At 50.0% G+C, this 23338-nt stretch carries 20 protein-coding genes, 2 tRNA genes and 1 riboswitch; of the genes, 17 read left to right on the top strand and 5 right to left on the bottom strand.

What is annotated here, in order from left to right; genetic code table 11:
• Window positions 1-16: 16 nt before the first annotated feature.
• From HW447_RS07750 to HW447_RS07715, 8 genes are all read left to right on the top strand, one after another.
• On the top strand, window positions 17-832 hold the full coding sequence (locus HW447_RS07750; protein ID WP_176254744.1) for a Cof-type HAD-IIB family hydrolase: 816 nt from the start codon (window positions 17-19) through the stop codon (window positions 830-832).
• A 133-nt stretch (window positions 833-965) separates the two neighbouring features.
• Window positions 966-1658, top strand: coding sequence for an ABC transporter ATP-binding protein (locus HW447_RS07745; RefSeq protein WP_176254743.1), 693 nt, complete (start codon window positions 966-968; stop codon window positions 1656-1658).
• Between the two features lie 76 nt (window positions 1659-1734).
• Window positions 1735-3381: a zinc ribbon domain-containing protein gene (locus tag HW447_RS07740; RefSeq protein ID WP_176254742.1), complete on the top strand. Its 1647-nt coding sequence runs from the start codon at window positions 1735-1737 to the stop codon at window positions 3379-3381.
• Between the two features lie 11 nt (window positions 3382-3392).
• Complete coding sequence (locus HW447_RS07735) at window positions 3393-4580, top strand: ABC transporter permease (protein ID WP_176254741.1); 1188 nt, start codon at window positions 3393-3395, stop codon at window positions 4578-4580.
• Window positions 4577-5683, top strand: coding sequence for a hypothetical protein (locus HW447_RS07730; RefSeq protein WP_176254740.1), 1107 nt, complete (start codon window positions 4577-4579; stop codon window positions 5681-5683). The genes HW447_RS07735 and HW447_RS07730 overlap by 4 nt, the downstream gene beginning before the upstream one ends.
• Window positions 5684-5790: 107 nt before the next feature.
• A tRNA-Leu gene (locus HW447_RS07725) sits at window positions 5791-5874 on the top strand.
• Between the two features lie 3 nt (window positions 5875-5877).
• Window positions 5878-5961 (top strand) — tRNA-Leu (locus tag HW447_RS07720).
• Window positions 5962-6110: 149 nt separating this feature from the next.
• Window positions 6111-6986: a MerR family transcriptional regulator gene (locus HW447_RS07715; RefSeq protein WP_176254739.1), complete on the top strand. Its 876-nt coding sequence runs from the start codon at window positions 6111-6113 to the stop codon at window positions 6984-6986.
• Window positions 6987-7069: 83 nt separating this feature from the next.
• Here the strand turns inward: HW447_RS07715 and HW447_RS07710 are convergent, their stop codons facing one another.
• From HW447_RS07710 to HW447_RS07700, 3 genes are read right to left on the bottom strand one after another with little or no spacing between them, the layout of a single operon-like run.
• Complete coding sequence (locus HW447_RS07710) at window positions 7070-8917, bottom strand: cache domain-containing sensor histidine kinase (protein WP_176254738.1); 1848 nt, start codon at window positions 8915-8917, stop codon at window positions 7070-7072.
• The gene (locus tag HW447_RS07705; RefSeq protein WP_176254737.1) at window positions 8917-10464 is read right to left on the bottom strand and encodes a response regulator transcription factor; all 1548 of its coding nucleotides are present in this window, start codon (window positions 10462-10464) and stop codon (window positions 8917-8919) included. Before HW447_RS07705 ends, HW447_RS07710 begins: the two co-directional genes overlap by 1 nt.
• An 18-nt stretch (window positions 10465-10482) precedes the next feature.
• Entirely contained in the window at window positions 10483-11403 is a 921-nt protein-coding gene (locus HW447_RS07700; RefSeq protein ID WP_176254736.1) for an AEC family transporter, read from the bottom strand.
• Window positions 11404-11738: 335 nt separating this feature from the next.
• Between HW447_RS07700 and HW447_RS07695 the strand changes: the two genes are divergently transcribed.
• The 3 genes from HW447_RS07695 to HW447_RS07685 all read left to right on the top strand — a co-directional run bounded on the left by HW447_RS07695 (window position 11739) and on the right by HW447_RS07685 (window position 13810).
• Window positions 11739-11969 (top strand): HPr family phosphocarrier protein, encoded by a 231-nt coding sequence (locus HW447_RS07695; protein WP_176254735.1) that lies wholly within the window; start codon window positions 11739-11741, stop codon window positions 11967-11969.
• Window positions 11970-12158: 189 nt separating this feature from the next.
• Window positions 12159-12283, top strand: a riboswitch (THF riboswitch).
• 71 nt (window positions 12284-12354) lie between these two features.
• Window positions 12355-12924: a folate family ECF transporter S component gene (locus HW447_RS07690; RefSeq protein WP_176254734.1), complete on the top strand. Its 570-nt coding sequence runs from the start codon at window positions 12355-12357 to the stop codon at window positions 12922-12924.
• A 34-nt stretch (window positions 12925-12958) separates the two neighbouring features.
• Window positions 12959-13810 (top strand): sugar phosphate isomerase/epimerase family protein, encoded by an 852-nt coding sequence (locus HW447_RS07685; RefSeq protein ID WP_176254733.1) that lies wholly within the window; start codon window positions 12959-12961, stop codon window positions 13808-13810.
• 129 nt (window positions 13811-13939) lie between these two features.
• Here HW447_RS07685 and HW447_RS07680 read toward each other — a convergent pair whose 3' ends face one another.
• Window positions 13940-15262 carry an MATE family efflux transporter gene (locus HW447_RS07680; protein WP_176254732.1) on the bottom strand — a complete coding sequence of 441 codons (1323 nt, stop codon included), beginning with the start codon at window positions 15260-15262 and terminating at the stop codon, window positions 13940-13942.
• Between the two features lie 254 nt (window positions 15263-15516).
• Entirely contained in the window at window positions 15517-17067 is a 1551-nt protein-coding gene (locus HW447_RS07675) for an oligosaccharide flippase family protein (protein WP_243176244.1), read from the bottom strand.
• A gap of 357 nt (window positions 17068-17424) precedes the next feature.
• On the opposite strand from HW447_RS07675, the gene nifS reads away from it, so the two are divergent.
• From nifS to HW447_RS07645, 6 genes are all read left to right on the top strand, one after another.
• Window positions 17425-18609 (top strand): cysteine desulfurase NifS, encoded by a 1185-nt coding sequence (nifS, locus tag HW447_RS07670; protein WP_176254731.1) that lies wholly within the window; start codon window positions 17425-17427, stop codon window positions 18607-18609.
• Window positions 18610-18649: 40 nt separating this feature from the next.
• Window positions 18650-19087: a Fe-S cluster assembly scaffold protein NifU gene (nifU, locus tag HW447_RS07665; RefSeq protein WP_176254730.1), complete on the top strand. Its 438-nt coding sequence runs from the start codon at window positions 18650-18652 to the stop codon at window positions 19085-19087.
• Window positions 19084-20160 (top strand): tRNA 2-thiouridine(34) synthase MnmA, encoded by a 1077-nt coding sequence (gene mnmA, locus HW447_RS07660; protein ID WP_176254729.1) that lies wholly within the window; start codon window positions 19084-19086, stop codon window positions 20158-20160. Before nifU ends, mnmA begins: the two co-directional genes overlap by 4 nt.
• Window positions 20157-21212, top strand: coding sequence for an N-acetylmuramoyl-L-alanine amidase family protein (locus HW447_RS07655; RefSeq protein WP_176254728.1), 1056 nt, complete (start codon window positions 20157-20159; stop codon window positions 21210-21212). Before mnmA ends, HW447_RS07655 begins: the two co-directional genes overlap by 4 nt.
• A 198-nt stretch (window positions 21213-21410) precedes the next feature.
• Window positions 21411-22241, top strand: a complete 831-nt coding sequence (locus HW447_RS07650) for a DUF6612 family protein (protein WP_176254727.1) — start codon at window positions 21411-21413, stop codon at window positions 22239-22241.
• 217 nt (window positions 22242-22458) lie between these two features.
• Window positions 22459-23268, top strand: a complete 810-nt coding sequence (locus tag HW447_RS07645; RefSeq protein WP_176254726.1) for an SseB family protein — start codon at window positions 22459-22461, stop codon at window positions 23266-23268.
• The last annotated feature ends 70 nt before the right edge of the window (window positions 23269-23338 follow it).

Here is a 23338-nt window from a genome sequence, read left to right as displayed (position 1 = left end):
ACAGGAGAAAACAAAGATGGAATACAAGATTATCGTTCTGGATCTGGACGGGACACTGACAAACAGGGATAAGGTTATTACGCCAAGAACAAAGAGGGCTCTGATGGAGGCCCAGGAAGCGGGAAAGATCGTCGTCCTGGCTTCCGGCCGCCCTACGGCCGGCATTGAGCCTCTGGCAAAGGAACTGGAACTGTCAAAATATGGAAGCTATATTTTGTCCTACAATGGGGGAATGATTACCAGCTGCCGTACTGGGGAAGCGGTATTTTCTTCGCTGCTCCCGGTGGAATCCAACCAAAAAATTATCGGTCTGGCAGAGGAGAATGGGGTGGATATCCTGACTTATGAGGGCAGAAAGATCATTACAAACAACGCGGAATGTCCCTATGCGGTCAAGGAATCCTGCATCAATCACCTTCCTCTTCGCCAGGTGGAAAACATGAGAGAGTATGTCGCCTTTCAGGTGCCTAAATTCCTGATGTTAGATGACGGGGATTATCTGGAGATGGTAGAACCCAGGGTCAAGGCAGCCATGGGCCGTGATTTCAGTGTCTACCGTTCAGAACCCTTTTTCCTGGAGGTGATGCCAAAGGGGATCGATAAGGCCCAGTCCCTGGGGCGTCTTTTAGAATGTCTTGGCCTGTCAAGGGAAGAGATGATCGCCTGCGGCGACGGCTATAATGATCTTACCATGATCCAGTATGCCGGTCTTGGAGTAGCAATGGAGAATGCAGTTCTCCCGGTGAGAAATGCTGCCGACTATATCACTGCCTCCAACAACGAGGACGGTGTGGGGCTGGTGGTGGAGCGGTTTATGCTGGGTAAGGGCTGAATCACTGCGGATGTAAGAAATCCGTAAATATAATTATTTTGCCATTTATACAAAAACATGATACACTAAAAACCAGATACTGACAGTCATATTGTTAAAAACAGACAAAAAAAGATATGGAAGGAGGCACAGAATGCTGCAGGTGTCAGGAATCTGTAAATCATATGGAAAGCGTCGGATTTTGGATCAGGCCGAACTGTCTGCCCACAGAGGAACCTGTGTGGGAATTGTAGGGGCCAACGGCTGCGGTAAGACAACCCTTTTATCTGTCCTGGCGGGAGTAAGGAAACCGGATCGGGGCAGTATCCGAATTGACGGGCAGGAAGCATCAGGCCATCCGGCAGTATTTGCAGCTAAGGCTGCTTATGTTCCCCAGGAAAATCCTCTGATGGAGGAGCTGACCGTGAGGGATAATCTCCTTTTGTGGTATAAGGGCAGCAAAAGCCGGATGAAGGAAGATCTGGAACATGGCCCGGCAGCTCTTTTAGGGATTCCTTCTATGCTGGAACGCAGGGCGGGAAAGCTGTCAGGAGGTATGAAAAAAAGACTCAGTATCGCCTGTGCTCTGTCGGGACAGGCCCCTCTTCTGATCATGGATGAGCCGGGAGCAGCTTTGGATCTGGAATGTAAGGAAACGATCCGTCAGTACCTGCAAAGCTATTTAGAGAATGGAGGAACAGCAGTCCTTACCTCTCATGAGATGGAGGAGCTGTCCATGTGCAGCCGGCTTTATGTGCTGAGAGATGGCAGACTGGAGGAGATTCCAGCAGGTCTTGGGCCAAAAGAACTGATCGCCAGCTTTCATCCGCCGAAGGTCGGCATATAGGACGGCAGGGATAACAAGTTAAGTCAAATGCGGCAATGCCTGGAAAGACTGTGACTAAAAACGGAGGAAAAAGTGTATGGAATTAACGAAGCAGATGAAAATGGCAGCGGCCGGAGCGGCAGCGGTAATCGTAGTGGGCGGAGGTGTTTTTGCCTTTACGCAGATGTCAGAGGGGGATCCCAAGGAAACGGTGATCAAGGCATTTGAAAATATCTATACAGAAGGGCAGACTGATCCGCTGGAAGAACTGTTTGGACTGTCAGAGTTTGCAAAAACAGAGGCATCATCCAGTTCCGAGGGCGGTCTTACGTTAAAGCTTGACAGCTGTTCTGAGCCTGCGGTCAACGCCTATGCAGGCAGCGGGCTGCGTATTGAAGGAAAGGAGGATACAGACAGCCACAAGAGCTCCTTCAATATGGGGGTTATTTATAATGGAATGGATCTGGCGAATCTGAACCTTTATTATGGAGATCACACCCTTATGGCTGCAGTACCGGAACTGTCTTCCCGCGTATTTACTCTGGATCTGGGAGAAGGGCTGGGTGACCGTGTAAAAAATTCTCCTGTTGTAGCTCCGGCCCTGGAGCAAAACGGTATTGATCCGGCTGCTCTGGCAGAATATTTGAACACCCTTTTAGCCCAGGCCCAGCAGGAAGACGAAGGACAGACAGAGTCTCTTGATCTTAAGGGCCTCATGAACCGCTATCGGGAAGGCTGCAAGGCTGAGGATGATTTTAAGGCGGCTATGACTGTAAAAAAGGGTGAAAAGGGAACCTTTACTGTGGATGGAAAAGAGGTAAGCTGCAAAGGCTATGAGGTTTCCATCAGTAAAGACGCCATGATCAGCTTTTTAAGAACCTCATCTGACTTCTTCCTTCAGGATGAGACTCTGAAAAATGAGTTTTTAAATCAGATGGAAATGAGCGTACAGCTTGGACAGCTCATGGGAGGGAATGGAACAGGACAGGAGTTCCCTACTGCCAAGGAGATGCAGGAACAGACTTACGAAGAGGCAAAGGCAAACATCGATGAGATGATCAGCTTTTTGGAGAGTTCCTTAAATGATGTGCAGATGACCGTCCATGTGGATTCCAAAGGCCGTCTGGTTTCTGTAAAGGGAACCACCTCTTTGAATGATCCTGACAAGACAGAAACGGAGAGCGAGCCGGTTAGTGTGAATTTCAGCTGTGAATTAAAGGGCGGTTCCTATCTGACCCAGAATCTTAATGCTCAGGTAGAAATGGTAAATGGAGACGAGACGCTGGTGCTTACAGCTGCAAAAGACGGAACCTATGATGGAAAGCAGCTGACCGGAGGCCTGGATCTGGAGATGAAGTCAACAGGCGCCATGTCAGAGGAGTGGAAGGCTGCTTTTGACGGTTCCTACAACAGTGACGGCGGCGCTTATGACCTTCAGGCAGCCGTCAGCCAGGATGGTCTGGAGCTTGTGAGCCTTTCTGCCAAAGGAGCGGTTGATCAGCTGGAAAAGGGGAAATCCATCCATGTAGCCATTGATTCCATCACAGCCTCTGCCATGGGAGATACAGGAAATGTTGTTTTAAGCGGCGAATATCATTTCGGGCCGCTGTCTGGAGAAGTGGTTCCTCTGGAAGGGGAAACTATGGATATACTGGCAGCCACCGAAGAGGAATGGAACGCCGTTGCTATGGAGATACTCTTTGGCGTCATCGGAATTGGCGGTGAAGCAGGATTGATTCAGTAAAGGATATAAGTATGTGTGGACGTCTGTGCTATATAAGGCTGGAATTAAAACGTGCCCTGAGACGGCTTCCCCACATTCTGGCAGGGGCGGCAGTGCTTGTGATTCTCATGGGCGCGGCCGCCCTTCTGGCAGGAAAGCTGCTCTATGGCGGTCAGGCAGTGGGACGGATTCCGGTAGGCGTGGTACTGCCTGAGGAGGATACCCTGGCAAAACAGGCCGTAAATATGATCCGTTCCCTTGAAAGCGTTAAAAGTCTCTGCGATCTTACCTATATGGACGAGGAGGAAGCGAAACAGGGGCTAAGGGAAGGGCGGCTTTATGCCGTGCTTCAGGTGCCGGACGGTTTTGTGCAGGATATTATGACAGGAGTCAATACGCCTGTAACTGTGATCTTTCCGGAAAATGCGGGAGTCGAGAGCAGGATTTTTCAGGAACTGACGGATGCAGGCGCAGGCATATTGGGAGCCAGTCAGGCGGGGATCTACAGCGGAGATCAGCTTTTAAAACAGTATGGTCTGACGGAGAAAATTCCCCTGTTTGAAAGAGAAATGAACGGAATCTACTTAAGCTACAGCCTTCCCAGAATGGATTATTTTGGAAAAATCACCGTAAACGGAGCGGGAGATGTGACGGTGCCTGTATTTTACGGGATCAGCGGCTTTGTGCTGGTGCTGTTGCTGTCCGCCATTCCGGTATCGGATCTGTTAAAGAGAGACAGCCCTGTGATGAGGCAGAAGCTGTCTCTGATCGGAATTGGCCCGTTTACAGCGGCAGGAGGCCGTATTCTGGGACTCTCTCTTTTACTGGGGATTTTGACGGCTCTGGCTGCTTTGGCTGCTCAGGCGGCAGGTGTGCTTTCGTTCAGTCTGCCAGGTGTTTTTGCAGGGATCCTGGTTTGCCTGGGAGCGGCATCTGCAGCAGCCTGTCTGTTTCTGACGGCAGGAAGCCGAATGGGAGGGATCCTTCTTCTTTTTGTTATGGTGACAGTGCTCCATTTTCTTTCCGGCGGTTTCCTTCCGCAGGTATTTCTGCCGGAACAGATCCGGGAGGCAGCACCCTTTTTACCCTCCCATATCCTGATGGAAGGCGTAAAGATGGCAGTGACCCAAAGCTGGAACTTTGAAACAGCGGGAAAGCTGGCTGCTCTGATTGCAGGAGGGTGGCTGATTGCGGCAGCGGCGGAGGCGGCGGATAAATGAAACAGGTAATTGTGTGGTTTTTTCTCGCGTGTAAGCGCTATTTAAAAAAAGGCATATTTCCAATGCTTTTACTTCTTCTGCCTCTGGCAGCCCTGGGAATCGGGAAAATGGAGAGCCAGGGAGAAAACAGAATTCGGATTGCCGTGTGTACAGCCGGAGGAACGGAGCAGGAGGCTTCCTGGCTTTCCAGGCAGCTGGCACGGAATCTGGCAGAGCGGGCAAAGGGGATGTTTGATTTTTATCTCTGCGCCAGTGAACAGGAGGTAAAGGATGAGGTGGCATCAAGGCGGGCGGAATGTGGATATGCCATTGATCCGAATCTGGAAGAAAAACTGAATCAGAAGCAGTGGAAGAAAGTGATTCGTCTTTATACGGCCCCGTCTACTGTGGCAGGCCCGTTATCTGCAGAAACGGTTTTTCATGAACTGGCAGCCCTGTATAACAGAGAACTTTTACAAATGTATGTGACGGAGGGAGAGGCGTTTTCGCAGATCGGGTCTCCTGAAAGCGAAGAGAGAAAGGCGGCGGCAGGACAGGCCAAAGAACTCTATGATCAGTGGTATGACGGCGTCGGTCTCTTTCATTTTGCGTACATATATGATGGGGAAAGCACAGGCAGGACTTTGGCAGAGGAGACGGGAGCAAAGCTTTTTCCTGTCCGTGGCCTTGCGGCTGTTTTTGTCTTTACCATGTCGCTGTACGGAGCGGTTCTGCTGGGAGAGGATGAGATAAGCGGTCTTTTTATTCCTCTAAGCTGGAAACTGCGTCTGCCATGCCGTCTGGCGGTTTTAAGCGCTCCGACGGCGCTGTCCTGTGTTTCTGCCTTTTTCGCATTGTGGGCTGGAAAAAGCTTAAAGAGTGGAGTAGCAGGAGCGGCAGAGGAAGCTGCCGCACTGCTGATTTATGGTTTGGCCTGCGTGGCTGTAGTTTTTCTGCTTAAAAATGTGTTTCGCTCCCCCAGGGCGCTTTGCTGTACCATTCCGTTCTTTATTATTGGAAGCCTTATATTCTGTCCGGTGTTTGTGGATGCAGGAACATGGATGCCGGGAATAGAACAGGTTGGCCGGCTGTTTTTGCCGTATTATTATCTGGGATTCTTTTAGGAAAAATGGGGGCGGCAGTTTTGGCTTCTGCCCCTAAAAAAAAATTAAAAAAATAAAAAAAAGGTATTGCCAAAATGGAAACAGTGTGATATATTATAACACGTGCTGCGGGAGTGCTGGAATTGGCAGACAGGCAAGACTAAGGATCTTGTGGGTGTATGCTCGTGTGGGTTCAAGTCCCATCTCCCGCATATGCAGAAGTGGCGGAATTGGCAGACGCGCACGGTTCAGGTCCGTGTGGTAGTAATACCTTGAGGGTTCGACTCCCTTCTTCTGCACTGGATGATGATCCGGAACTTAAGGAAACTTAGGTTTCGGATTTTTTTGTACAAAAATATAAAAAACTTGACATTATACCTGGTATAAGCCTTATGCTTGGAGAGCAAAGATGCGCTGGAGATAACAGCGCGGATAAGGAGGGGAAGATATGTCACGGACAATCAAAGAAGCCCAACAGCTGACGGGGATCACCAGCCAGAATATCCGATACTATGAAAAACAGGGACTGCTGACGCCTGAGAGGAATGAGGAAAATTCCTACCGGCTGTATTCCGAGGAGGATATTGGCCGCTTGAAAATGATCCGCTTGTTTCGGAAATTGGGGATGCCGGTGGGAGAGATTCGCCGGATGTTTGAGGGCGATATCTCTTTGGAGGAAGCAATTGCGTCCCAGATCAGCCGTCTGCAGTCTCAAAAGGAAGAATTGACGGCTGCATTGGAGTTTTGCGGGAAGATAAAGGAGGAACAGCTGGCAGATGTAGATCCGGATATGTATCTGGAAGAGATAGAGAAAGAGGAGAGAGCGGGATCTGTATTTATGCAGTTCATTAACGATTATGCGCAGGTGGTGCGGTCCGAGGCAATCCGGGATTTTTCCTTCATGCCTGAGGATCGGTGCGATGATCCGGAGATTTTTTCTCAGGAACTTCTCAAATATGCCAGAGAAAATAAGAAAACGATCGTGATCACCAAAAAGGGTCTGTCACCCCGGTTTATGATGGATGGGGCTGAATATAAAGCCTACAGAACTTCCTCGCGTCTGGGAATTGTGATCCGCTGCGAGCTGGTTCATCCGGAGGATTATATCCCGGCAGGGATGACGGTCCGCAGATACAGGATTCTTCGCGTTATTTCCATTGCGGCACTGCCCCTGCTTCTGTGGGGAATCAGTGCGCTGTGCTTTTTAGATCGGCTGGATCTGCGTTCGCCGGGATCCTGGCTGGCGCTGTTTGTGATGGGAACGGTTTTTCTGGCGGATCTGTTTTTTGTATACTACAGCCATGGAAAGAACTTCAAAGGCTGAAACTGCATATGAAGATTCATGAACGTGGCAGCAAAGGAACGGATGGAGGATGGATGGGCCGGGAATGTTATTTGGCAGGAGCGTCACAGAGGCATCTGCTCCTGCATTGCGGGGATTTTCAGAGTTACCTCTGTGCCTTTTCCTGTAACGCTTGTGAATGACAGTCCAAAGCCTTCTCCGTAAAGACTTTTCAGCCGCAGGTTTGTATTGGATACGCCGATGTGCCGGGTGGAGGTAAGAGCGCCTTCAGTATTTGGCTCATCCAAAAGAGTATCCAGTTTTTCCGGAGGGATTCCAGCCCCGTCATCGCAGATGACTAAGATAATATCATTGTCCTCCCGCCACCCGGTAAGGAGGATGGAGCCCTTCTTCTCTTCCTTCATCAGGATACCATGGAGAAGGGCATTTTCTACGATAGGCTGAAATGTCAGCTTTGGTATGGTGAAATCCAAAAGTTCCGGAGGAACATCAGCGATAAAGGAGGCGCAGTGATTGTAGCGCATATTCTGCAGCTGCATATATAGAGACACATGGGTTATCTCATCTCTGATGGAAGAGAGGAGATCCTTGCGTCCAAGGGTCAGGCGGTAAAAACGGGTCAAGGCCTGGATGGCTTCGCTTACCTGCCCGATCTGGCCGGACTGAGCCAGCCAGTTGATCATATCCAGGGTATTGTAGAGAAAATGGGGATTGATCTGTGCCTGGAGCGCCCGGAACTGAGCCTTCTGAAGCTCTTTTGAAGCCTGTTCCTGCTGATCCATAAGCTCATTGATTTCAGCGGTCATAAAATTGTAGGCCCCGGAAAGAATCCCGATCTCATCATTGCCGGCCTGCTCTAATATAAGAGGCTGGGGACGGCCGGAGCGAATACTTTCCATCTGAAGGGCCACATGGATGATGCGGTCTGCGAAAGATCTTGAGAGCAGATACGCCAAAAACAGGGCCAGAAGAGAGATAAAGGCATACAGGCCGATGAAATTCATGATGGTGGAAGCGCCTACTGCCTGAAGTTTTTCTCTGGGGATGAGGGAAATGAGATACCAGCCAGAATCCTTCACAGGAAAACAGGCTGCATATACCCGGATCCCGTTTAACTCAGCAGGCAGAAATTCTTCCTCTGTCTTCAGCTGCTCAAAAAGCTCCGGTGGGATGGCAGGCATAGACTTGTTTGTTTTTAGGTCCCCGGTCTGGATTGTCCGCCCGTTTTGGTCTGCAAAGAAGGTGTATTCTCCCTCGATGGATCGCCGGTTTGCGATCAGCTCCTGAAGAGAGGAACGAGAGAAATATACAGCAACATAGGCGGCCGTCTCTCGCTCTGTCTCCCCATTTTGGGGGAGATAATTCAATCGTGTAATATAAGCCAGATTGCCGCAGGTCTCCCGTTCTGTTTCCGAGAGAGAGGAGGAACAGAACAGATAATCTTCCTCAGAAGCCTTAAACTGTGAGATCCATTGGCTGTCCAGGGAAGAAAGAGGGGAAAACAGGATTTGACGCCCGTTGTTCCAGACATCCAGCCTGGGATAGCTGCTGTCGTCATAGTAGATCCGTACCGACCGGATCAGGGACGGCTCTGCGGCCATACGGGCCTGGTTGTACAGGCTGTCCAGCTGGGAGCGGGATAATGCGGAGGTCTTTGCCTGCTCTTTTGGAATGGAAAAGAGGCCCTGGACGGAAAGGGCGTCTGTGAGGGTGTCGGAAGCATAGGATATATGGGTCATCAGATTCTCAGCGGCAAGGGCAGACTGAGCGTGGAAAGCCTCTTCCGACTGAAGGGTATTATTTAGTACGATCTGAAAGAACCGGGTAAACATAAGAACTGTCACTACGGCCATAGGCAGCATAAAAAGAATGGCGTACGATACAGCCAGCTTTTTCTTAAGTTTCATGTCATAGATGTAATAATGCAGCAAACGTTTCAGAGGATGTTTCATCAGAGCATTTTCTCCCTGTATTCAGATGGGGAAAGGCCTACGATTTTGCGGAAGGCCTTGCTGTAATAGTTTCCGTCACTGTAGCCTGCCTTTGCGGAAATGTCTGCAATCCGGTAGCGGGGATCGTTTAAAAACTGTTTGGACATTTTGATCCGGTAATCGGTCAGGTACTGATTCACGGTCTGGCCTGTTTCGTTTTTAAAGAGGGTGCAGACATAGCTGGAAGAGCGGTTGACGTATTCGCTGATTTCCGGTACGGACAAGGTAGGGACTGCATAGTTTAGACGGATGTACTCCTTGATCTGAAAGACAACAGGATGTTCGGTCTGGTTGAAAATCAGGTGCTGAAAATAAAGCTGTATCCGTTCACAGAGAAATTCATGAAGCTCCCTCAGGGTAGCCCGGTTCATAACGTCCTCCCAGATGGATTCGGACTCCAGACCTTCTCGTTTCCACAGAGAAATGTGATTGGCAAGACTGATTTCGTCCAGTTTATTCAGGTAGCGGAAGTACCGGTCTTTTGCCTGGGCTGCGGGAAGAGGAGGGCCGTCTTTTAAGCCTCTGTAAAATGCCTCTGCCGCCTTCAGGGCATCCTCTTTCTTTTGGGCCGTTAAGGCAGCGCCAAAGTCTGTAAAGGGGTCTGCGGCCGGCTGATAGGATCCTGCGGCCGGCTGCGGGGTCAGGACCGAGTTATAGTCATGGTAAAAGCTTTCATCTAAAAGGTTCATGGCGCTATGGTAGGAAACGGAGGCCTGCGCCATACCCTGAAGAATCGGGCCGGCTGCTATAAAGAAACGGCAGTAAGTCTTCATTCGTGACTGCACCAGCCGGGTAAAGTCTTCCAGAACTTTGGTCTCCGGACGGGAAGGGCTGCAGAGAAAGCTTATGATATAACGGTCAGCCTTCGGCATTATCAGCCGGGTTATGCCGTGTTCCTTAAGATACCCGGAAAAAAGCTGGCTTTCCTTCATCAACTCTTCGGAAGGAAGCTCGGACAAAGGGGTCAGGCAGCTTGTGACAACTGCACTAAACCAGAAGTCTGGTTCGATGGCAGGAGAAAGACAGGCTCCCAGGGCGGCTGCGGCAGCCGCTTTTGCCCCATCCGTGAGAAAAAGCACCAGGTGGCCTTTGAGATCCTGCTCCTTGAGCATCGCCCCGCTTTTGGCGGCCCCAAGGGAGCGGCACCGGTCTGCCGCCTCCTCCAGTGCGTTCTCCAGTTCTTTTTTATCCAGGGGCTTGTCAATGTAGTTTACGGCTTTTAATTTGATGGCCGCCTTCAGATATTCGCGGTCTGAATAGGCGCTCATAAAGAGAACGGCTGTGTCAGGAGCTTCTTCCAGATACCGTGAGGCCATTTCCACACCGGTCATGCGGGGCATACGGACGTCCGTTAAAATGATATCCGGTCGGTGCGATCTGGCCGCTTCCAGGCCGTGAATCCCGTCATCGGCCAAAAAGACCTCCGTAATGCCCAGTTTTTTTAAATCTAACAGGTTTCGTATGCCTTCCCTGGTCAGTTTTTCGTCATCTGCGATCAATAATTTCATGGAATCGTTCCTTTCGTTTTATAACAAAGCCTGGATTACCATGCACCAGAGCGGCAGCACAGCCATAGAGGCAAGGGTGGAGAGGACTACGCATTGGGCAGCAAAGGTCTCGTCGCCCTGATATTTGGCAGCCAGGATCGAGGTGGTGCTTCCGGCCGGCATAGCCGCCAGCACTACGGCCACACCTCCGGCGGCCGGGTCAATGGAAAACATAAGACAGCCCGCAAGAACGGCTGATGGGATAAAAAGCAGGCGGATCAGGCAGTAGCTTACTGTAAGCTTTGAGACCATATGACGGATCCCCGCGTCTGCCAGACCTGAACCAATAAAAAGCATGGTAATGGCAGTCGTGCAGCCTCCCAGGCTGCTTACAGCCTTGCTTAGAAACAGGGGCAGCCTGTACTGGGCAGCCATCAGCAGGATCCCGATTTCCACGGCAATGATGCAGGGATGCCTTAAAACCTTTTTCAGCACCTCTTTTTTGTCGGGGCTTTCTGTAAAATAAGATACACCGGCAGACCACATGACGATTCGCTGCGGGATCAGATAGATAGAGGCGAACAAAAGACCCAGCGAGCCGTAAAGCCCCTCGGCAACCGGATTTCCAAGAAAACCGGCATTGGAGCAGACGGTGCCGTACTGGAGGATCATCCTCTGTTTTTTGGGGAGCTTTTGGTAGCAGAAGGCGCTGACAGCGGCGCAGAACAGCTGAAGGAACAACGAGACCATAAGGATCTGAAAACCAGATACCAGCAGAGAACGGTCAAAGGGGATGGAAAAAGCGGTTATAATATTGCAGGGGAGAAGGACGTTGATGATCAGATCCGTCAGTACACCCCGCCCTTCCTTTGTTATGATATTTTTCTTTCGCAGAAACATACCTGTGCCCATGAGAAGAAACATCATGAGCTGCAGGTCAAAAAGGCCTTTAAATTCCATTTTACCCTCCCAAAATTCATCTTCCGTGAATCTATTATAATACAAGAAACCGCAATGTAAAATACATGATTTTACTCAAAAACAGTAAATGAGCGGCTTTATAAAGGCGGTCTGAGCAGAATTTCAGGGAAAATCGTAGGATTTTACAGAGGATGAAAAGATTTTACCATGGAACTTTGCAGGAACGGATGATACCATAAATACATAAGATGATAGCAGGCATTGCCTGGTACTGCTTACTGTAAGCAGCCATCCCCGTGTATCAGGCAGTGATCTTTTATAAACAGCTGCGCTCCCCCAGGGGGCGCATCATGCATATGATGGAGGTAATGAACATGAAACGTGTTGCAGTTAAATTTGAACGGCCAGATCAGATCATTGATTTTGTAAGAATTATGAATCGGTACGAATATGATGCAGATGTAAAATGCGGAAGCAGGATTGTAGACGCAAAATCCATCGTAGGTGTGCTGGCCCTGGCAAAGTCTAAGACCGTAGAGGTCATTGTTCATACAGACGACGCCTGTCAGGAACTTATGGAGGAAATTTCCCGGTATGCAGCATAACAGCGCTGAAGGGACAGTGAAAAACGCCCGGCTCACCTTCTGATTCGGAGGGAGAGAGGGTGTATTTTTTATGTCGTCCAAGGGAAAATACGGTCAGCTGCAGGTGTTTTGGACGATTTTCTTCTTTAATGTGAAAAAGTGCTTGCATATCTTTGAAAAAAGTGTATAGTTATCATTGAAAAATAAATAAGCAGAGTAGGCGTATGCGCGTTAAGTGCCGGCTGGACAGGGAGTTGCCAGCCAGACGAAAGCAAGTGCCGGATGGGGGTACATTTCCGGAACTTTCTGCGGTGCATAGGCCGCATCCCGCTGCATCAGAGAAGATCATAGGGGTTGATTATCTCCGATTGTAGTTTGAGAGGTCTGCAAAGGAGGTAATTTTTTTATGACAAGATTAGCAACTTTGTTTACCTGTTCCTTCCGTCAGCTTAAGGAGGCAAAGACGGTTACCATCTGCGCCATGCTGGGCGCGGCGGCCATTGTGCTTGGGTCTTTGAGCATCGAGGTGGGCCCTACAGTGCGCATTGGTTTTTCCGGTATTCCCAATGAACTGGTTCACTATCTGTTCGGGCCGGCGGCAGGAAGTCTGTTCGCAGGGGCGCTTGATATTTTAAAATATATGATCAAGCCTACCGGGGGATTTTTTCCTGGTTTTACCCTGGTGGCCATGCTGGCCGGCGTGATCTACGGCTCTTTTTATTATAAGAAGCCGCTGACACTTTGGAGAGTGTTTGCCGCCCATTTAGCTGTAAGCCTGGTGTGCAATGTGCTTCTTAATACCCTGTGTCTTTCTGTGTTATACGGAAAGGCATTTATGATCCTTTTGCCGCCGCGGATCATTAAAAATCTGATCATGTGGCCCATTGATTCTCTGATCTTTTTTTATATTGCAAAGATCCTGGACGCTGCTGGAATGTTCCGTTTCCTTAACGCAGGAGACCAGAAACGTCAGTGAGGGACGTATTTGCAGAGCCAAAGGAGGAGTTATCATGAAATTAAACACTGGTATGCGCTGCCATGACCTGTGTCCGAAAATGGAGATGGAAAAAGTATTTGAACAGGCAAAGGAAAATGGGATCCATCAGATCCAGCTGGCGTTTGCCAAATCCATCAGCAATTATGATTTTACAACAGGCCGTTACAATCCCGGCTTTGCCCGCTACATAAAGGAGCAGCTGGATAAAAATGACATTCATGTAGCGGTGCTCGGCTGCTATATAAACCCCACGCATCCGGTGGAGTCAGAGCGGAAAAAAGAGGTGGCCAGATTCATTGAGCATTTAAAATATGCCCGGATTATCGGTGCGGATATGGTAGGCACTGAGACAGGACGTTTATCTTCAGATTTTCGTGTAACCCCGGAGACTTATTCTGAGGATGGATATCAGCTGCTGTTAAAGAGCATGAGAGAAATCGTGGCTGCGGCTGAAAAGCTGGGAGTGATCGTAGGGGTGGAAGGGGTATTTGACCACACGCTCTGCAGCCCTGCCCGGATGAAACGGTTTTTGGATGATATAGATTCCCCTAATGTAGAGGTAATCTTAGACGGCGTGAATCTGATCCATCCCAATGAGACAGCACCCGAAGCCCAGGCCAGGGTGATCGGGCAGGCCTTTGAGTATTATGGAGACCGGATCAGCGCCCTTCATATGAAGGATTTCGTCTTTGACGGCGAAAACCAGATTTTCAAGCACGTAGGAGAGGGACTTTTTAATTATGAGCCGTTTATGAAGCTCATTAAGGAAAAGAAACCGTATATTCCCATGCTGCTGGAAAACTCTGACAGAGAGCGTTTCCATGAGGATGTGGCGTTTTTGCAGGAGGTCTTTGACCGGGTATAAATGCATACATGATATGCAGTAAAAAAGACGGGTAAAAAGCCATTGCTTTTGTCCGTCTTTTTGATTGTGGTGCAATAGGCGTGCTCTTATGGTATCCGGCCAGGCTGCCAAAGCAGGACTTAAGTTTTGTTATTTTTTGAATATCTGATCCTTTTTCCCATTTTCTCTACACAGTCTGACAGCGAGCGCAAGAGTCACGATTTCTGCGGCAAATGGCGCGATCCAGATAGAGCCGCTTCCAAAAACCACAGGAATACAGAAAATGGCCAAGGCTTTTATCACAATCCCTCTGCTGATTGCAACGATGTTTGCCGCTTCGGTTCTTTTGGTAGAGAACAGGAAGGCCGTATAGATAAGGTTCAGCGCCATGGGGATGAAGGACAGGCTAAACAGCGGTAAAGCTGCGGAAGCGGCCTGTACAAGGTCTGCGCTGCTGCTAAAAATACGGATTACGGCCCTGTCAAAAAAGAACAGCACTCCGTAAATCAAAACGGACAGGATACTGTTAATAAGGAGTCCGCAGTAAAAATACCATCCCATATCCCTGGTATTTCCTTTGCCACAGCAATGTCCCCAAAGGGGCTGCAGGCCCTGGGCCACGCCGGATAGGATGGCATTGGCAAGGGAAAAAATGAAGCTTAAAACACTAAAGGTGGATATGCCGATGTCGCCCACCAGGCTGGCCAGCATGAGGTTATAGCAGAGCGCGGTGACAGGCGTTGCAAGCTGGGTAACTGCTTCGGGCACACCGCGCCTGCAGATTTTTATTATCAATGAAACGTCAATTTTAAATGGGCGGATCCGCAGATCCCCCTTTTTCAGTATAAAATGGGAAAGCAGCACAAGGACTGAAAGAATCTGGCCCAGGCCGGAGGCAACAGCCGCGCCGGTTACACCCATATGAAGGGGGAAGATAAACAGCCAGTCCAGGAAGATATTGGATGTCGCTCCTGTGCACATTCCCACAAAGGAAAGCATTGGAGAGCCGTCATTTCTCACAAAAACAGAAAGACAGGTGCTCATAAGCATGGGAATGGAAAAAGCAGAATAGTAAAACAAATACTCGGCAGACATTTTTCTCATTTCCTCACTCAGTTTTTTGGCGCCGCTTAGGTCAACGATCTGTCGGGAAAATGCCATTCCTGTGGTCATAAGTATAATGGAGATCAGAAGCGTCAGGGAAAAAGCGGTCATAAAGGCGTGATTTGCGCCGTTTTTATCCGCTCGGCCCATTCGGATAGCGACAATCGTTGCTCCGCCCATGGGGAACATGGCTGCGACGGCAACAACAAAGGTGATGAACGGAACTCCGATATTGACAGCACCCAGGGCAGCCGGGCCTACGCCCTGCCCTACAAAAATACCGTCTACAACATTGTAAAGATAGGTTACAAACGAGCCGCCCAGTGCAGGGAGGATGTAACCAAATAAGGATTTTGTTTTAGTGTTCATAAGAATACCTCCATAAAGGAAGCGGGGCAAACCCTCTGAGCTTTACCCCGCTTTATAAAAAAAGTGGGATAAAACCCTAAACGGTCTTATCCCACTTCAACAATCTTTTTGACTGCAAGTCCTCTGACAAGCAGGGACATTGTAACATGGAAGCAGTTTAAAGTCAATGGTATAGATTCAGGACGAGGTGATCTTCTTGAATGCCTTTCGCCGTCCTGAACAGTTACAGCCGATGAAATATTACCGGACAGATCTTATCGAGCATCCGTTCTCTGATGAAATAAAAGCAGTAGCCCCCCATACACCAGGCTGATAAAAACGGTCTGCAGTGCGGCGCTGAAAAAGGGCGGCAGAGAGGAAAGGCGCGGGAGAAGGGCGCACAGCGCCAGATCTGTGCCGATAGCGGTAAAAAGGAACAGAACCGGCTTTACTACCATGGAAAAGACATTCCAGGGAACGGGGGCCAGACGGTTTAGGGTAAAGAAACACATGAGCGCCAGGGCAAGCTCGCTGGCAAGAAGCCCCCACAGGTATCCCAGAATGCCAAAGCGCGGGATGGCAAAGAGGACGAAAGCAAGGCGGAGAACCATGGCGGCGATATTCTGAAAAAAGGTGGAGGACGTCCGTCCAAGGCCGTTCTGTATGCTTCCCAGAGTGGTAGCCAGATACATAAAGGGGCAGAGCCAGCAGAGGATGGTGATAAATTCCCCGGCCTGGGGATCATGAAAAAGGCTGGTTCCCAGAGTGTTTCCGAATAGTGTAAAAATACCGATGCACAGGATGCCCATATAGCAGCTGTAGCGCATGGAGACAGCCAGCATGGAGGAAATGCGCTCTGTACTGCCGCTTGCCTGCGCCTCTGCGGCGGAGGGGAGAAGGAGTACGGCCATGGAGTTGGTTATGGCAGAGGGAAAGAAGATAAAGGGCATTGCCATACTGGTGAGAACACCGTACAGGGACAGGGCCTGGGAGTCTGTAAGGCCGTAAGCCATCAGGCGGTTGGGAATCCAGACTGCCTCAGCGCTTCCCAGAATATTCAGCACCAGTCGGTTTCCCATAAGGGGCACAGCCAGGGAAAGCAGGGAATAAAAGACATGGGAAGAGCTGTGGGAAGAGGGATGGAGGCTGTGCGCCGGTTGTTCTCCTTTAGACGGCTGTTTTTTTGCGGGCGGAAAGGCTCCCAGACACATGAGCGTAAAGAGCGCGGAGGCCATTTCTCCTACTAAATGGCCGTAGAAGGCAAGTTCTGCCGTGACAGGCCGGCCCTTTTCCGCCCACACGGCAGCGATCAGCCAGACGGCTCCCATGCGGACTGCCTGTTCTGCTACCTGAGACAGAGCGGGAACTTTTGTTTTCTGCATTCCATAGTAATAGCCGTTGATACAGGCATGAAGGGCGCAGAACGGGACGGACAGTGCGATCACAGGCAGATAAGGGGCGCACCGGGGTTCCAACAGGACATAGCGGGCCAGGGGCTGGCTCAAAGCGGTGATTCCCCAGGCCAGGATGAGGGAGAGGCTCATGGAGAGAGAAAGGGCAGCCAGAAGGGCTTTCTTTCCCTGGGGCTGGCAGGCTGCCACATACTGGCTGAGAGCTGTTTGAAGGGAACCGGCGCAGAGCGCAAAGCAGATACCGAAAAGGGGATGGACCATCTGATAGATTCCTAACCCCTCGGCTCCGATGGCCCGCGACAGGTAAATACGGTAAAAAAATCCCAGAACCCGGCAGATCAGGCCTGTGGAGGTAAGGAGAAGCGTGCTGGTGAGAAAGGCTTTTTTGCGCGGGGAGAGGTGCGGCCGCAGCATGGAGCGGCTGGAGGCCGGTGCGGAGGCAGAGACGGGAGTGGAAAGACGGTTGACGGAACGCTGCATGGAAAATGCCTCCTTCTGCATGGAATGGATGCGCCGTCTGCGGATGTGTGTTCCCTTATCTGCAAATGGCGCCAGTCCAGGAGCATACGGCGCCAAAACCGGTACATCCAAACAGAAAAATGCCCCGTATGACCTCAGACTGCTCCTGTGCTGTTACGGTATTTTATGTGGGGGACGGGGAGATTAGACGAGAAAGATGATTGTTTTATTTTAAATCGCACTAATCCTATTGAATTTGTAGGAATAGTATGATATACTTGGAGTTACCAAATTGAAAGGCGGAGCAATCACATGGAAAAAATGATTTACCTTGATAATGCAGCTACCACAAAGACCCGTCCTGAGGTCGTAGAGGCAATGCTTCCGTATTTTACTGAATATTACGGAAACCCATCCTCAGTATATACATTTTCATCCAAGAGCAAAGAGGCGGTGACGAAAGCAAGAGAGACTATTGCTTCTTCCATCGGAGCAAAAAGCAATGAGATCTATTTCACAGCAGGAGGCAGCGAGGCGGACAACTGGGCGCTGATTGCTGCGGCGGAGGCTTATGCCGATAAAGGAAAGCATATCATCACCAGCAAGATCGAGCATCATGCCATACTTCATACCTGTCAGTATCTGGAAAAGAAAGGATACGAGGTTACTTATCTGGATGTGGATGAGAATGGAGTGGTAAAACTGGATGAGCTGAAAAAAGCCATTCGTCCGGACACCATTCTGATTTCCATCATGTTTGCAAATAACGAGATCGGAACCATCGAACCGGTTAAGGAGATCGGTGCTATTGCAAGAGAGCACGGCATTCTGTTCCATACGGATGCCGTACAGGCATACGGCCATGTCCCCATCCAGGTAGACGAGTACAATATTGATATGATGAGCACCAGCGGGCACAAGCTGAACGGCCCAAAGGGAATCGGTTTTCTCTATATCCGCAAGGGCGTCAAGATCCGTTCCTTCATCCACGGCGGAGCCCAGGAGCGCAAGCGCCGGGCAGGTACGGAAAATGTTCCCGGTATTGCAGGATACGCAAAAGCGGTGGAACTTGCCATGGCAGACATGAAAGAGCGGACAGAAAAAGAGGGGGAATTGAGAGATTACCTTATGGAAAAGGTTTTAAAAGAGGTTCCCTTTACACGGATCAACGGCTCCCGCACCGACCGTCTGCCAAATAACATCAATTTTGCTTTTCAGTTCATCGAGGGAGAATCCCTTTTGATTAAGCTGGATATGGCTGGAATCTGCGGTTCCAGCGGTTCCGCCTGCACGTCAGGCTCTTTGGATCCGTCCCATGTCCTTCTCGCCATCGGCCTTCCTCATGAGATCGCCCATGGTTCCCTGCGCCTGACCTTAAGCGAGGAAAATACAAAAGAAGAGATGGATTTTACAGCGGAAAAGATCAGGGAGATCGTAGAATATTTAAGAGGACTTTCTCCTCTGTACGAGGATTATATGAGAAAACACAGCCGGTAAGAGGCCGGATATATTTAAGAAAAAGATTGGAGAATGAACCATGTATTCAGAAAAGGTAATGGACCATTTTGAACACCCCAGAAATGTAGGAGAGATCGAAAACCCCAGTGGTGTAGGCACAGTGGGAAATCCCAAGTGCGGCGACATCATGCGGATTTATTTTGATATTGATGAGAACCAGGTGATCCGTGATGTAAAATTCAAAACCTTCGGCTGCGGCGCCGCTGTGGCTACAAGCAGCATGGCAACGGAGCTTGTAAAAGGCAAGACGGTTCAGGAGGCCATGGAAGTTACAAACAAAGCGGTGATGGAAGCACTTGACGGACTGCCTCCTGTTAAGGTACACTGTTCATTGTTGGCAGAGGAGGCCATTCACGCCGCCCTCTGGGATTATGCACAGAAAAACGGTATTACCATCGAAGGCCTGGAAAAGCCCAAGGATAATATCGAAGAAGAGGAAGAAGAGGAAGACTATTGAGTAAAAAAGTAGTAGTAGGTATGTCAGGAGGAGTTGACTCCTCCGTGGCTGCCTGGCTGTTAAAAGAGCAGGGGTACGACGTGATCGGAGTGACCATGCAGATATGGCAGGATGAGGATACCGAGGTCCAGGAGGCAGAGGGCGGCTGCTGCGGTTTAAGCGCAGTAGATGATGCCCGCAGGGTTGCCATGGAACTGGGTATCCCTTATTATGTCATGAATTTCAAGCAGGAGTTTAAGCGCAGGGTGATGGATTATTTTGCCAGGGAATATCTGGAAGGCCGTACCCCCAATCCCTGTATTGCCTGCAACCGTTATGTAAAATGGGAGTCGCTGCTTCAGAGAAGCCTGGCTATCGGGGCGGACTGCATTGCCACAGGCCATTATGCAAGGATTGCAGAACTGGAAAACGGGCGTTTCGCCCTTCAGACTTCGGTGACGGCAGCAAAAGATCAGACGTATGCCCTTTATAACCTGACCCAGGAGCAGCTGTCCCGTACGCTGATGCCGGTGGGAAACTATCACAAGGACGAGATCCGGCAGATGGCACAGAAACTGGGCCTGCCGGTAGCATCAAAGCCCGACAGCCAGGAAATCTGCTTTATCCCCGACCATGACCATGCCTCCTTTATCGAGCAGTATACGGGAGAGGTCTGCTGTCCGGGCAATTTTGTGGATCAGCAGGGGAATGTGATCGGCCGTCATAAAGGAATCACCCATTACACCGTAGGGCAGCGAAAAGGCTTAAATCTGGCCATGGGCCATCCGGTGTTTGTCACTGCGCTGAGGCCGGAGACCAACGAGGTGGTGATCGGGGACAGCCAGGATGTTTTTACGGAGATTGTACGCTGCAAAGACTTAAACTGGATGGCAGCGGACGGACTTCACGGCAAAACCATGGGGGTAAAAGCAAAGATACGTTACAATCACAGCGGGGCTATGTGCACCATTCGGGAAACAGCGGATGGTCTGGTAGAGTGCCGGTTTGACGAGCCTGTCCGGGCTGCTGCTCCGGGACAGGCGGTTGTATTTTATGAGGATGGCTACGTTGTGGGAGGAGGAACGATTATATGAGAGGGCGTAAGCTTTGCGGCGCGGCTGTGCTGCTGGCGGCGGCCATGTCTTTTGCGGGCTGTTCGGGCTATGCTTCCAGCCAGGAGCTGAGAGAGCAGGCTTATTCAGAGACCGGTAAAGATGGTGACGGCCAGGCCGTACAGGAAGGTATGCCGGATACGGAAAGGGCTCAGGAGACAGGGCTAAATGAGGATTCCTTAAAATATTCGTCTGCCGCCCCGGCAGAGATCACCGTCAACACGGCAAACCGCACCCAGGCGGCTTTGCCGGAATTTGAAGAGGTGTCCTCCGGGCAGAAGGAGAGTGCTGTGGGCCTGGATTCCGGCTGGAAGTACGCAGCGTTTGCAAAGATTACCTCCGGCAGCGCCGTTCTTTATAAAAGCGACAGGGCTGATAGGAAGAATATAACCGTCTGCGTCAATGCCGGACACGGTACCAAGGGCGGTTCGGCTGTCAAGACCCAATGCCATCCTGATGGAAGTCCCAAGGTTACAGGCGGCACCACGGGAGCGGGAGCCGTTACTGCAGCTGCCGTCTCCGGGGGAATGACATTTTCAGATGGTACGCCGGAAAGCAGAGTTACGCTGTCTATGGCACGGATTTTAAAGGAAAAGCTGCTGGCAAAAGGCTATGATGTTCTGATGATCCGGGAGAGCGATGATGTTCAGCTGGACAACATTGCCAGAACTGTAATTGCCAACAATGCCAGCGACTGCCACATTGCCCTCCATTGGGATTCCACAGCTACGGATAAAGGCGCTTTTTATATGAGCGTACCCGATAATGCCTCCTATCGCGGGATGGAGCCTGTAAAATCTCATTGGCAGCAGCACCAGGCGCTGGGCGAGAGCCTGGTGGCCGGCTTAAAGGCCCAGGGAGTTAAGATTTTTTTCGGAGGAGCCATGGCCATGGATCTGACTCAGACCTCCTATTCCACCATCCCCTCTGTGGATATCGAACTGGGAGATAAGGCCTCGGATCATTCGGAGGCTGTTTTAAATCGGCTGGCCGACGGTCTGGCAGCGGGCGTGGATCAGTATTTTGGCAGATAGGTCAGTGGGCGGCAAAGAGTCGGAATCTTAAGAAAAACAGATGAAAATGTAAGAAATGTATTTGCATTTTTCATGGACAAATGACCGAATTTGGATTACAATAGCAATATCACCATTGATCGTTTCAGGGGATGTTAATTATGACGTAAGAAAGCACGCAGGAGGTGTTTTCTGTACGTATTTAAAGGAGGTTACGCTATGAGAAAAATGAAACGTTTTGCTGCTGTTCTTTTATCTGCCGCTTTGTTGTGTCCGATGACTGCATACGCGGACAATTCTGACGATGCCAGAGCTCTTTACCATCAGGTGGAGGAGAAGCAAAAGGCACTGACGGATATGAATGCCTTTGCGGATTTTAAGATATCCGTTGGAGGCGATATGCTGGAAGAGGCTGGCATAGATTCCATGAATATGCGTATGGAGATGAATATGAAGATGAATCATATGACAGATCCACAGCAGATGAAATACATGGTGTATGCCCGTACTACCATGGACGGCCTTCAGGAACCTGTGATCATGTCCGCTTACTATCAGGACGGATGGTATTATGTGGATACCATGGGCCAGAAGATAAAGATGCCCATGGACGTGAGTGCGATAACAGAGCAGACCAAGGTATCCACCCTGACTTTTGATGAAGATGACCTCTTATCGAACTTCCGCCTCTGGGGTGAGGGGGAGAATAAAGTGGTTGGCTTTGTGATCGAGGACGATAAGATGAATGAATATATTCAGACCGTCTTAAGTGCTGCCGGCATGAGCGGACTGACGGATCTTTCTGGGCTGGATATAAGCGATATTCAATGTGAATATGTGGTAGATCCCGCAGGAAACTGTGTGAAGATGCGTATGAAGCTGGATATGAGCGTGACCGATCAGGGACAGACGGTTACGATGAAAATGGACGGCGATATCGGAATCGCAGATCCGGGCCAGCCGGTAGAGGTTCCTTCCGTACAGGATCCCGCTTCCTATCAGGATATGGCTGCATACCTGGGAGAGAATACCCAGGCAGCCGGACAGTAGGAAGGAAACAGCCGTTTTTGTAAAATAGGACATTTATAATTTGAATAAGGAATAAAAAGGCCGGCACCGCATCAGGCGCCGGTCTTTTTGCTGCTATGCGTTTTCTTGCGGACAGGTATTCTCTTTTCGGGCAAAAACAAAATACCTGAACTAATTGCGCCTGTCTGCGGAATGTGGTACAATTTTATCAGAATGTATTGATAAGGAGAAAAAGAAAATGAGCGACACGCAAACTACCACGGCAGCTGTAAAGAAGGAGCTTCTTAGCCGTCTTGGACATGATGCTGATATTTTTGCACTGATCTCTCTGTGTACAAGAGAGCCATACGTTGTATGCGATCCTGAAACCTTTGATGATGAGGTGTTTTTATTTCTTGAGGAGGAGGAGGCGAAGGCAGAGGCGGCCCGTCTGACGGAACAGAAGATCCCTTCCTCCGTGGCAAAAATCAACGGTAAGGATATGCTGGTATTTTTTACCAGCCTGTACGCCATGGGCGTTAATGCTCTCATCGTGGAAATGAGAGGGGAAAAGGCAGCGATGCAGGTAAGCGATATTGTAAAGCGCAAAGCCCCGGAGGATATGCCTGAGGGTACGGTATGGGTAGAGAATCCATCTCTTCATCTGACGGCTGTTTACCTGTCTCAGGAGATGAGAAGGCCGATTGAGTCTGGGGATGAAGCGGCTGCAAAGGAGAGAGCAGACCGGATCCGTGAGCTCAACGAGGAGCTGACGGCTGATTTCCGCAAGGGCAGCTATATCTTTGCCATCCAGAAGGAGGAAAAGGGGATTCCTCTTGTGAAAATGAAGGACGGACAGCTGTACCAGCCCGCCTTTACAGATATTTTAGAGTTTCAGAAGTTTAACCGCGACAATAAGCTGCGCCCCGTGGTGGTAGAGGCTGAGAAGGTTCCCACCGTACTGGCGTCCGAGGCAGGCGGTATTATTTTAAATGTGATGGGAGTCAATCTGCCACTTACCATTAACCGCCCCGCAGCGCCTAAGACGGCGCCCACAGCTCCGCATTAAAAAGGACTGCGAAGGAGAATGGATGCAAAATCAAAAGGCTGAGGATGAAGCTGCAGAAACTCAAGAGACC

It is taken from the genome of Enterocloster alcoholdehydrogenati, from assembly GCF_013282095.1.
Lineage (GTDB): Bacteria > Bacillota > Clostridia > Lachnospirales > Lachnospiraceae > Enterocloster > Enterocloster alcoholdehydrogenati.
The sequence above is the reverse complement of the archived record's forward strand: the minus strand, read 5'-3'. Positions and strand labels throughout refer to the sequence as shown.